Below are 11900 nucleotides of genomic sequence, written 5' to 3' on the forward strand. Positions count from 1 at the left end.
TCCAAGTGCTTTAGCTGTTTTTATGGCATTGACAACATTTTTAGAGTTACCGGAAGTACTTATAGCAATAAGACAATCTCCCATATCTCCATATCCAAGCACCTGTTGTGCATAAATCATCTCAGGTGCTACATCATTCATAAACGCTGTTGACAGAGCAATGTGATTAGTTAATGAAATTGCTCTAAGCGGCATTTGCAGCTTGTCTGAAAGTTCACCTAGCTTAGCCTTTAATTCTCCACTTATTGGTCTTTTTTTATAGAAACCTTTCATCAGTTCCCCTACTATGTGGTCACTATCTGCAGCACTTCCACCGTTGCCACAAATTAAAGCTTTACCTCTATTGTTATACATTTCTTTCAATAAATCATAAGCATTATTAATATCATCCTTACAAACTTTAAGAACAGGATACCGTTCAATTAAATTATTTAAATAATCCATTATATTCCTTTCCCAACACATCCAAGCCTACCGTTATAGCTGCGTAATCCCCTATTTGTTCTCCAAGCTTGGCAGGAACTATATTACACACACTTTTCGATTGCTTAAGACTTTCCTTATTAATGACTTTCTCCATAGAACATCTTAAAAGTATTTCTTTTCTTGCAAATATACTGCCAATAACAATAATTTCCGGATTCAAAATATCAATCAAAATCGAAATCCCCTGTCCCAAACATCTTCCAACCTCTTCAAAAATCAAAAGTGCTGTTTCATCTCCCAAATCAGCAGCAACACCAATTTTTTTAGCAGTTATCTCATCTAATTCTTCAATTGATTTACAAAAGCCTGTTGTTTTACCCTTCTTAAGAATTATTTCTGCATAATTCCTACCAAGCTTTGCTATACCTCCTCCACTACAAAACCCCTCAAAGGATCCCTCCTTCCCATACCCTACCGGTCCCTCATCATCAAGTCTAATATGTCCTATTTCTCCTGCATTACCATTAGTTCCCTTATAAAGCTTATTATTAAGTATCAGACCTGCACCCAAACCTGTTCCAAAAGTCATAAAAATCATATTCTTATAGCCTTTACCTGCGCCAAATTTCCATTCCGCCACAGCACACGCATTAGCATCATTTTGCAAGCCTACAGGAATATTAAACATATCCTTAAATGGTTGAACAATATCCACTTTATCCCACAAAGGTAAATTAGGCGGACTAAGTATAAGTCCTTTTTCTTCCTGCAAAGGCCCTCCACAGGATATGCCTATTGATTCCAACTTATCTCCCATAAATAAGGTTAGGTTTTTCTCAATTATCTCCTTATATATTCCAGTCATTTTTTCCGGATTATTAATCTCAGTATTAATTTGTTTTTTAAAAATAAACTCTAGCTCTCCATTATTTTCTCTGGCAAAACTGACTGCACTTTTTGTTCCTCCTATATCTATTCCGGCTATCATTCTTCCTCCTAATCATTTATTCGAATTCTCATAAACCTCAATCCAAGGTAAATCCCCGGGCATCTTTGCAAATTCATCTTTATAGTATTCCATCATTCTTCCATCTACCCCAATCCTCACTACTCTATCTGCTATTGTAAGGGCATCTGCCATATTCACTGCTATAATTACCAAAGTGATTCCTTTTTTTAAGAGCTTTTTTTGTAATTCCCACAATCTGTATCTGCTATTCAAATCTGTGCTTCTATAAGGCTGTTCAAGAAAAGCAACCTTAGGTTTCCTAAGCATAATTCTTCCGTAGATAAGCTCCAGCTTATCTATAGCACTTAGCTCCAATAATTCTTTATTAAATATATCATTTCCAAATTCTCTTATATACTCTTCAATAACCAACCTTTTTATTTTTTGGTTCCAAAATCTTTTTTCCAATTCACCATTAGTTCCTATAACAAGGTTATCAAATATTGATAAATCATCAAATATCATACTCTGAACAGCTACACTTCTTATAAAGGCTATCCTGCTGTCGGAAAAAGATATTTCTTTACCATATAAATAAAAATTCCCCTTTCTTTCACCTTTTAACAATTCTATAATTTCATCATATATACTAATGTTATGATTTTGTATAACCAAACATTCTCCTTCATAAATACATATATCAATCTCATTATTTTTTCCCAGCTTCTTCAATTCTGCAAGTACTTTTTTATTTTCTTTAATATATGTTTTTTTTACTTTTTTATCTACTTTCTCATAATAATCTGTATACAAAGTTTTAGACGGTCCTTTAATCAAATTATCACCTTCAAGGTAAACCACAATTGTTGAGCTTATCATTACTGCAACTTTTTTGCATACCTGCCTAAGCTCCTCAAAATGAAGACTTATGTAAACAAATGAAATCCCCTTACTACTATAATACTCCAAGATTCTTTTAAGCTTCTTAAATTCTTCTTCTCCTATTGTCGATGCAACTTCTCTAAGTATTATAAGGTGGCTGCCTGCAATTATTCCTTTTAATATCTCAACCACTACCTTTTCATATGCACTAAGCGATTCTACCAAAGCATCAGGTGAAATATCTGTCCCAATTTCTTCAAAAAAAGGTTTTAACTGTTTTTTAAGCAGCTTTTTATCTAAAATTTCTTGCTTAAATCCCTGTCTCAAAACAAAAATATTGGTAAGTACACTTTGTTCCTTAATAAGAGACCTTCCATTTTGAACTACAGTAACCCTATTTGTGCTGCCTGTACTGCCTTTCCAAGAATTCACACATCTATCCATATAATAAACATACCCATAAAACAGCTTTGAATTATGCTGTATGATCTCTATCAATTCATCCAAACCATATAAATCTATCGGAAGCAGCCCTAGTATTTCTCCTTTTAATACACTCAAGTTAAAATTTTTTAACATAGTTACATCTTCTTTTTTGTATGTAACCTCATTTATTCTTAGAACTTCGTAAACCATTGTATAACTCTCTTCCAATTTCTTTCTTATCCTCAGTAAAAGGTATAAAAATCTCAACAGTAGTACCTATATTCTGCATTGAATATATATGTAGTCCATATTCCTCGCCAAACAAAAGATGAATTCTATTATTCACATTTGTAAGGGCAATACCCCCCATTTCATCTTTAAATGAATTTATAACATTATCCTCTTTTAAGCCAAGCCTTTGATTTAATTTTAACAATGTCTTTTCATCTATTCCCACTCCATTATCACTAACTTTAATTAAAATTCCCGTGCTTTTCCTAGTTAATATAATTTTACTAATTCCTGTTCCCAGCTTCAGCTCAGTACCATGAATAATACTATTTTCTAAAACCGGTTGAAGTGTAAGCTTCGGAATTAAACAATTTCGAATAGCTATTTTATCTTCTTCATCTTCCTCAATTTCTAATTTAATTCTATCCCCAAATCTGTATTGTTGAATTTTAAAATATATTCTACAATTGTCTAATTCATCTTTAATTTTAACCAAATCTTCAACTTTACTAATTGTATATCTAAAAAAAACTGCTAAAGCCTCTGTCATATCCGCAATTCTATCATTTCCTGCAATAATCGCCTCACTCCTTATTCCATCTAAAGTATTATATAAAAAGTGGGGATTTATCTGATTTTGCAAAGCTCTGTACTGTGCCTGACGCTTTGAAAAGTCCAAATTTTTGTTTTTCTTAAATATATTATAAATTACATTCCAAGACATCTCTATATCCTTACACAATTTTATATCTAAGTTATTTATATCTTCTGTAGATATAAATCCTTCATTAAATCTTTGAAGCTGATTTTTCATTTTAGTATAAGGTATAATTACAAAAAAATTTATACATATAATAAATCCAAAAAATGGCAGTAATAACAATAAAACTTCAAATAAGGGACTTACTCTATTTGCAATTCCCTTAACCAACAAATATATTAAAAGTACTGCAATATATATAAATAAACCGCTTATAATAGCAGCAATATTTTTACTTAAATAGACTGTTTTCTTATTCTTTTTCTTATCCATATAATTTTCTATACACAGATGGCTTTACACCTGTGACTTTCTCAAAAGTTTTGTTAAAATGCTTCACATCCAAATATCCAACCTCTTTACAAATGGAAGAAATAGAGGCATTAGTTTCTCTTAACAATTCTTTTGCGGCTTCTATTCTAATAGCTATAAGATACTTATTAAATCCTACTCCAACCTCTCTTTTGAAGATTGTACTGAAATAAACCGGAGTAAATCCTGCTTTTTCACTTGCCGCTTCAAGAGTAATCATTTCCTTGTAATGACTGTCTATATATTTTTTTGCAAGCTTAATAGGATGTGATTCTATATTTCTTCCTACATCCTCCTCAGGCACTTCCTTTTCATCTAAAATTTCATACTTTACTCTAGTATCATCATATCCATTTCGAATTTTTTCACTTAACTTCTCTACTGCCTCATTTAATTCTTCTTTATTCACCGGCTTTAACAAATAATAATCAGCCCCTTCTTTTATAGCAGTTTGTGCATATTCAAAGCTTGCATATCCACTGACAATAATTATTTTTATTTTGGAATTGATTTCTTTAACCTTAGTAATAAGTTCCAATCCGTTACACCCGGGCATTCTTATATCTGTAATCAAAATATCAATATTATCATTAGTTATAAATTCCAGTGCTTCAATTCCATTAGAAGCTTTTCCAACAACTTCAACACCAAATTTTTCCCACTCTCCAAGTGAATAAATTAGACTACACACTCTTTCCTCATCATCTGCAATCACTAATTTTATCATTTCCCCACCTTATCAAGCCTGAATTTATTTAACCCAAATTATGCACAAAACATCTTGTGAATAATTGGGGCGGTTAAAGTAACATATTTAGTTTATAACAATTTATCAATTCTTGCAATAACACAAAAGGGGGGGGATATCATAATGACATCCCCCCTTCCAACAATCTACTATGCTGTCTTTTAGCCTAAGGTTAAATCTTAGTTAATATTTTCTGCAGTAAGCACTGATACACCTGTATCCTTAACCTCTCCACCAAGGCTCTCACCATTTAATGCCTTAACACAAGCCTCAACACCAAGCTTACCCATCACATCAGGATTCTGTGCCATTGTACACTGTAAAAATCCATCTTTAATAAGCCCTTTTATAGTATCTGATTTATCAAAGCCAACACCAATTATATTCTTATCGCCATTAGCCTTTATAGCATTTCCGGCACCTGATGAAGAACCTTCATTAGCACCAAAAATACCTACAACATCCTGTGTTAAATAATTTTCAGAAATAGACTGTGCTTTAGCTGCATCACCATCACAATACTGTGTTTCAAGAAGCTTAAATTCACTTCCTTCAAAAGCCTTGCGGAAACCTTCTTCACGCTGAAGAGTTGAATTAGTTGAAGTATTTACATTTACAATTCCGATGTTTCCACTTGTAATACCCTTAGCTTTTAACGCATCAAGCATCTGTTTTCCTGCTACCTCTCCAGCCGCCTTATTGTCTGTAGAGAAGGTTGCCTCTGCCGGAACATTTGCAGGTGAGTCAACATACACAATCTTAATTCCGGCATCTGCCGCTTCTTTAAGTGCTCCGGAAGCTGCATCTTCGCTATTAGCTGCAACTATAATCGCATCAAAACCACCTGCTACAGCATTATTTATGCACTCAATCTGCTTAGCATCATCTTTTACATCAGGAGCCATAAATTCAAGCTTTACCCCTAATGCCTCTGCTTCAGCCTTAGCTCCTTCATGTAAAGTTACCCAATGCTGGTCAATGGAATCCATTGTAATTAAAGCAACTTTATAATCACCTTTGGCCTTGCCATCCCCGCCTGTACTTGCTTTACTTGCTGCAGCACTCATTTTTGATGCTTCTTTATTAGCAGAAGACTTTGTATCTCCTGACTTTCCACATCCAACCAGTACGCTTCCGAGCATTGCTCCAATGCAAAGTGCCGCAATCAACCTTTTTTTCATAATACATTCCTCCTTAGATTTGTATATAATAAACCCAATTATTTAGGTTTACTTACTTTTTTTAACCCTGCTTCCTTTTCTAAGAACAACATCCAGTAATACTGCAAAAGCAACAATCACTCCAATAACTATACGCTGAAGTCCAACCTGTGCTCCAATCATATTTAGTCCATTTTCAAGTATCTGCCACAGCCCTGCACCTGCAAAAGTTCCAAGCAATAGCCCTGAACCTCCAAGAGGTGAAACTCCACCAATTACACCGGCTGCAACTCCATACATTTCATACATATTTCCGGCATCCATATTTCCCATTCCTGCCTGCGCTGCAAGTATAAATCCTACCATAGCTGAACAGAATGCACTTACCAAATATACCTTTATGGTTGTTGCCAATACATCCACACCTGACAGTCTTGCGGCATCTACATTCGATCCAATTGCATATATATGTCTTCCTGTTCTGGTCTTTGATAATATAAAGAAAAATAAAGCAAAAATAATAAGTGCTACCCAAAATGTATTAAATATACCTATAGTTTTTCCATAATAAAATATTTCCTTAAAAGCTTCTCCCGTTTTTTCACCAACCCCACTTGAAATGTTGTCTGTATTCCTATTGTTATTAACTATATAAGCAATACCCCTTGCTACAAACATAGTTCCAAGTGTAGCTATAAATGGTGGGAGCTTGAACTTTCCAACTAAGATTCCATTTAATACTCCAACTACTAAACAAGCTGAAACTGTTATAAGTATTGCAAAAACAGGATGTACCCCAAAAGTCATAAGTGTTGCTGACATCATAGCACTCATACCAACTAACGAACCTATAGACAAATCAATATTTCCTGTTATCATTACATAACTCTGACCAACACCTATAATGAGATATTTAGACATTGAACGCAGTAGGTTAAGTCCATTTTTCATTGATAATACTTTAGGATTCATAGCTCCAAACACAATATAAACTATTATAAGACCGGCAAATGCCGTAAGGGCAGCCCTCATTCCTTTTATTTCAAGAAATTTATTAAACCATGTTTTCTTTTCCATTTTCTCCTCCTATAACTAAGCAAGTTTATTCTCAAAAGAAGTCGCAAGCTTTAGAATCATATCCTGACTCGTTTCCTTAGCAGATATTTCACCTGTAATTCTTCCATCGCACATTACAATAATTCTATCTGCAATTCCCATAACTTCAGGCATTTCTGATGAAACAAAAATCACTGCTATACCCTGTCTTTTAAGTTCATTCATAATATTGTAGATTTCAACCTTTGCCCCCACATCTATACCTCTTGTAGGTTCATCAAAAATCACAACTCTAGAATTTCTTACCAACCATTTACCAACTACTATTTTTTGTTGGTTTCCTCCAGACAAAGTATCTGCATTTACTTCTACATTAGGAGTTTTTATGGTTAAATCTTTTACTGCCTTTTCACAGAGTTCCTGCTCAAGCTTACTGTTTACTACTCCAATTTTATTACATATCATGTCAAGATTAGGGAGACCTATATTTTCTCTTATACTTAATTTGGTACATAAGCCATCTTTTTTTCTATCCTCCGGTGCAAGGACTATGCCAGCTTTAATCGCATCCTCAGGCTTATTAATAATCACTTCATTACCATCCAAAAATATTTGTCCGCTTTCCTTCTCATCAATTCCAAAAATTGCTCTAGTAGTTTCTGTTCTGCCTGCACCCATCAAGCCTGCAAATCCTATTATTTCTCCTTTATAGGCTGAAAAATTCACATTACGTACCAGCTTGCCTGCATTAAGGTTTTTTACTTCAAAAATCTTTTCTCCTCTTTCAACTTCTATCCTTGGAAATTGCTCTGTTATTTCACGTCCTACCATGCCTGCTATGATTTTATCCATAGTAAAATCTTTAAATTCACCATTTGTAATAAACTTTCCATCACGCATTATAGTAATTCTATCAGTTATATGCGATAACTCTTCCAGTCTATGAGAAATGTATACTATACCACAGCCATCTTTTTTAAGCTTATGAATTATTCCAAATAATTCTTCAATCTCTCTAGATGTTAGTGCTGACGTAGGCTCATCCATTATCAGTATTTTGGCATTTACTGATAATGCCTTTGCTATTTCAATCATCTGTTGTTTTGATACCGGCAAATCTCCAACAACCTGATTTGGATCAATATCAACTCCAAGCATATCCAAATATTTTTTTGCTTCTTGCTGCATCTTATTATTTTTTAGCACAAACTTTTCTCTAAGTTCCCTGCCTAAAAACATATTTTCTGCAACACTTAGATGCTTACACATATTAAGCTCTTGATGAATAATTGCAACTCCGGCATCTCTTGCAGAGCTTGGCAAAAGAGTTTCATATTTTTTAGAAAAAATTTCTATGCTTCCTGCATCTTTTGTGTATACACCGCTTAATATCTTCATCAGTGTAGATTTGCCTGCACCATTTTCACCAAGCAAAGCCATAACCTCACCTGACTTTAATTCAAAGTCTACTTGGTCCAATGCTTTTACACCAGGAAAGTTCTTGCATATGCCTTTCATAGAAACAATAACTTCGCCCATAATCCACCTGTCTTTCTAATTCAATCTTTATACATATTATGATACAGTAAATTTACACAAAGATATATGGGGTATTTTTTATTATTTTAGGGTATTTTTTATTATTTAATGTGATTTATTATTATTTGTATTGGTAATTTATCATAATATAGTTTAAGAGACAGTAAACCAAACAGTCCACTGCCTCTTTAATTATCTCTTTATTTATAATATTTTATTCACTAACAACAAGCCTTCCGTCTGTCTCATCTACTTTAAGTGTAGTTCCTGCTGCTATATCTTTCTTTATTATCTCTCTTGCAATCAGAGTTTCAACCTCAGACTGAATAAGTCTCTTAAGAGGTCTTGCACCATAGTTTGGATCATAACCTTTTTCAATTATATAATCCTTTGCAGCTTCACTCACCTCAAGCTTAAGATTCTTGCCACTAAGTCTGTACTTCAAGTCCTCAAGCATGAGGTCAACTATCTTACCAATATTTTCCTTCTGCAAAGGCTTGTAAAATACTATTTCATCAAGTCTGTTAAGAAATTCAGGTCTAAAGTTTGCTTTAAGAAGATCATTTACACTGTCAATTGCTTCTTTTGAAATTTCTCCATTTTCCTGAATTCCCTCAAGTATATGTACAGAGCCAAGGTTTGAAGTCAGTATAATAATTGTATTCTTAAAATCAACCGTTCTTCCCTGTGAATCTGTAACACGACCATCATCAAGCACCTGTAAAAGTACATTGAATACATCCGGATGGGCTTTCTCTATTTCATCAAAAAGAACTACTGAGTAAGGCTTTCTTCTGACTGCCTCTGTAAGCTGACCGCCCTCCTCATAGCCTACATATCCCGGAGGTGCTCCGATTAGCCTACTCACGGAGTATTTCTCCATGTACTCACTCATGTCTATTCTTATAAGGTTCTTTTCATCATCAAAAAGTGACTGTGCAAGTGCCTTTGCAAGCTCTGTCTTACCTACACCGGTTGGTCCGAGGAAGAGGAAGGAGCCTACAGGCTTGTCAGGATCTTTTATACCTGCTCTTGAACGAAGTATCGCCTCAGATACCTTGGTTACAGCTTCATCCTGTCCTATAACCCTTTCATGAAGTATTCCTTCCATATTAAGAAGCTTCTCTCTTTCTCCCTGCATAAGCCTCGTAATAGGAATTCCTGTCCAGCGACCTACTATTCTTGAAATTTCCTCTTCACTTACATGGTCTCTAAGCAGGCTATTTGAAGCCTTACCATTATTCTCCTCTGCAAGTTTTTCTTCTTTTTCAAGTTCTGCTTTAAGGTCGGGAAGTCTACCGTATTTTAGCTCCGCCGCCTTATTAAGGTCATACTCTCTTTCAGCCTTTTCAATAAGTGCATTTACCTCACCTATTTCCTCACGGAGCCTCTGAACCTTGCCTATGCTGTCCTTCTCATTTTCCCATCTTGCCTTCATTTCGTTAAAGTTTTCACGAAGGTCTGCCAGCTCTTTTCTAATATCTTCAAGATGAGCCTGACTTAGCTTGTCATCTTCTTTCTTAAGAGCAGCCTCTTCTATTTCAAGCTGCATTATCTTTCTGGATATATCGTCCATTTCAGCCGGCATAGAATCCATCTCAGTTCTTATAAGGGCACAGGCCTCGTCTACAAGGTCAATGGCCTTGTCAGGAAGGAATCTGTCCGATATATATCTATGTGAAAGAGTAGCTGCAGCTATAAGGGCAGCATCCTGGATTTTAACACCATGGAAGACTTCGTATCTCTCTTTAAGTCCTCTAAGAATCGAGATTGTGTCTGCAACTGTAGGTTCATCTACAAGCACAGGCTGAAATCTTCTCTCAAGTGCGGCATCCTTTTCTATGTATTCCCTGTATTCGTCAAGGGTAGTTGCACCTATACAATGAAGCTCTCCTCTTGCAAGCATAGGCTTTAAGAGGTTACCGGCATCCATAGCACCGTCTGTCTTTCCGGCTCCGACTATGGTATGAAGTTCATCTATAAAAAGGATGATTTCACCTTCTGATTTCTTTATTTCGTTAAGTACGGCCTTAAGCCTTTCTTCAAATTCTCCTCTGTACTTTGCTCCTGCTACAAGAGCACCCAGATCAAGGGAGAATATCTTCCTGTCTTTAAGTCCCTGCGGAACATCGCCCTTTACTATTCTAAGAGCAAGTCCTTCAGCTATAGCTGTCTTACCGACACCCGGCTCACCTATAAGTACAGGGTTATTCTTTCTTTTTCTTGAAAGAATCTGGATTACATTTCTTATTTCATCATCCCTGCCTATAACCGGATCAAGTTTATTATTTCTTGCAAGTTCTACCAGATCCTGCCCATACTTAGCAAGTACATCATAGGTGTCCTCCGGATTCTGGTTTGTAACCCTCTGATTACCTCTGACTTCCATAAGGGCATTTAGAAAATCTTTTTCGGTTAAGTTAAACGTAGTAAAAAGCTCTTTAAGCCTTCTGTCAGGCTTTTTAAGCAGACCTAACATAAGATGTTCCACAGATGTATACTCATCTTTCATCTTGGTTGCCTGAGCCTCAGCTTCATTAAGGGCTGCATTGGTTTCGTTTGAAATGTAAATCTCTCCGCTTACATCTCCGGTTACCTTAGGCAAGCCGTCAACTATATGTTTGGTCTCTGCAATCAGGTTAGGAAGCGACTTGCCCATCTTGGTGATAAGTCCGCCTATAAGTCCTGATTCCTGTGTAAGTAAAGCGTACAAAATGTGAGACTCTTCTATATAAGGATTGCTGTTATCCCTTGCCAGAGTTCTGGCAGCTTCAAGAGTCTCCACAGATTTTGCTGTAAGTTTTGAAGTATTCATATTGCCTCCTTATGCTACATACACACCACTTTCAAGGTAAACCTTATAAGAGGTGTGAATCATTTTTTCTATTAATTCTTCGTCCTCAAGGTGCTCAAAATAAAATTTAATACATTTATCAAGCACCTTTATATACTCTCCTATAGCTGCCGCTATATCATTTTCACTGAGTTCATGTTCATCAGATACCTTTAAGAAGCCTCTTACATATTTGGCATTTTCAAGACTCGCCGGCACTCCTTCCGTATGAACTCTATGAAGATATTCATTCTCCATACACATCCATCTTGCAAAAAAAGCCTCGACCGCATCGGTAAAATTCCTGCTGCTTGTTCTAAAGGAAACCTTCAGCCTGCCCACTATGTCCTTTGGCTCTCTGAAAAGCTCAATCGTATAATTCACCATAGGACGATATTTATATCTTATCGGGCTTCTTAGGGCAAACATAGAGTCCGATGACCTGTCTAATATCTGATAACAGCTCTCTGAAAGTATATTTTCAAGCTGCGTAAATATGTCTCTCATCCTCATTTCCGGAGTTACAAAATTTACACTTTCTGCAAGTATCTGGTTAATAAGATTGGAGCGGTTGGTAT

At 35.5% G+C, this 11900-nt stretch carries 10 protein-coding genes; all 10 read right to left on the reverse strand.

Going from position 1 to position 11900, the window contains the following annotated elements:
- The coding region (locus ACTTKP_RS08960) for a D-sedoheptulose-7-phosphate isomerase (protein ID WP_442553559.1) at positions 1 to 444 on the reverse strand (444 nt) is incomplete at its 3' end.
- Complete coding sequence (locus ACTTKP_RS08965; protein ID WP_442553560.1) at positions 428 to 1414, reverse strand: ROK family protein; 987 nt, start codon at positions 1412 to 1414, stop codon at positions 428 to 430. The genes ACTTKP_RS08965 and ACTTKP_RS08960, both read right to left, overlap by 17 nt.
- A 12-nt stretch (positions 1415 to 1426) precedes the next feature.
- On the reverse strand, positions 1427 to 2893 hold the full coding sequence (locus ACTTKP_RS08970; RefSeq protein WP_442553561.1) for a hypothetical protein: 1467 nt from the start codon (positions 2891 to 2893) through the stop codon (positions 1427 to 1429).
- Complete coding sequence (locus tag ACTTKP_RS08975; RefSeq protein WP_442553562.1) at positions 2865 to 3947, reverse strand: sensor histidine kinase; 1083 nt, start codon at positions 3945 to 3947, stop codon at positions 2865 to 2867. The genes ACTTKP_RS08970 and ACTTKP_RS08975 overlap by 29 nt, the downstream gene beginning before the upstream one ends.
- Positions 3940 to 4713, reverse strand: coding sequence for a response regulator transcription factor (locus ACTTKP_RS08980; RefSeq protein ID WP_442553563.1), 774 nt, complete (start codon positions 4711 to 4713; stop codon positions 3940 to 3942). Before ACTTKP_RS08980 ends, ACTTKP_RS08975 begins: the two co-directional genes overlap by 8 nt.
- 200 nt (positions 4714 to 4913) lie before the next feature.
- On the reverse strand, positions 4914 to 5915 hold the full coding sequence (locus ACTTKP_RS08985) for an ABC transporter substrate-binding protein (RefSeq protein ID WP_442553564.1): 1002 nt from the start codon (positions 5913 to 5915) through the stop codon (positions 4914 to 4916).
- A gap of 48 nt (positions 5916 to 5963) precedes the next feature.
- Positions 5964 to 6971 carry an ABC transporter permease gene (locus ACTTKP_RS08990; RefSeq protein ID WP_442553565.1) on the reverse strand — a complete coding sequence of 336 codons (1008 nt, stop codon included), beginning with the start codon at positions 6969 to 6971 and terminating at the stop codon, positions 5964 to 5966.
- A gap of 15 nt (positions 6972 to 6986) precedes the next feature.
- Complete coding sequence (locus ACTTKP_RS08995; RefSeq protein ID WP_442553566.1) at positions 6987 to 8489, reverse strand: sugar ABC transporter ATP-binding protein; 1503 nt, start codon at positions 8487 to 8489, stop codon at positions 6987 to 6989.
- Positions 8490 to 8703: 214 nt separating this feature from the next.
- On the reverse strand, positions 8704 to 11304 hold the full coding sequence (gene clpB, locus ACTTKP_RS09000; RefSeq protein ID WP_442553567.1) for an ATP-dependent chaperone ClpB: 2601 nt from the start codon (positions 11302 to 11304) through the stop codon (positions 8704 to 8706).
- A gap of 9 nt (positions 11305 to 11313) precedes the next feature.
- The coding region (locus tag ACTTKP_RS09005; protein ID WP_442553568.1) for a hypothetical protein at positions 11314 to 11900 on the reverse strand (587 nt) is incomplete at its 5' end.

Origin of the sequence: Catonella sp., from assembly GCF_052169795.1 — a bacterium.
Lineage (GTDB): Bacteria > Bacillota > Clostridia > Lachnospirales > Lachnospiraceae > Catonella.

Excerpts from the sequence above, each read along its gene's own strand:
- ACTTKP_RS08965 (WP_442553560.1), bottom strand. The coding sequence starts at position 1,414 with ATGATAGCCGGAATAGATATAGGAGGAACAAAAAGTGCAGTCAGTTTT.
- ACTTKP_RS08970 (WP_442553561.1), bottom strand. The coding sequence starts at position 2,893 with ATGGTTTACGAAGTTCTAAGAATAAATGAGGTTACATACAAAAAAGAA.
- ACTTKP_RS08975 (WP_442553562.1), bottom strand. The coding sequence starts at position 3,947 with ATGGATAAGAAAAAGAATAAGAAAACAGTCTATTTAAGTAAAAATATT.
- ACTTKP_RS08980 (WP_442553563.1), bottom strand. The coding sequence starts at position 4,713 with ATGATAAAATTAGTGATTGCAGATGATGAGGAAAGAGTGTGTAGTCTA.
- ACTTKP_RS08985 (WP_442553564.1), bottom strand. The coding sequence starts at position 5,915 with ATGAAAAAAAGGTTGATTGCGGCACTTTGCATTGGAGCAATGCTCGGA.
- ACTTKP_RS08990 (WP_442553565.1), bottom strand. The coding sequence starts at position 6,971 with ATGGAAAAGAAAACATGGTTTAATAAATTTCTTGAAATAAAAGGAATG.
- ACTTKP_RS08995 (WP_442553566.1), bottom strand. The coding sequence starts at position 8,489 with ATGGGCGAAGTTATTGTTTCTATGAAAGGCATATGCAAGAACTTTCCT.
- clpB (WP_442553567.1), bottom strand. The coding sequence starts at position 11,304 with ATGAATACTTCAAAACTTACAGCAAAATCTGTGGAGACTCTTGAAGCT.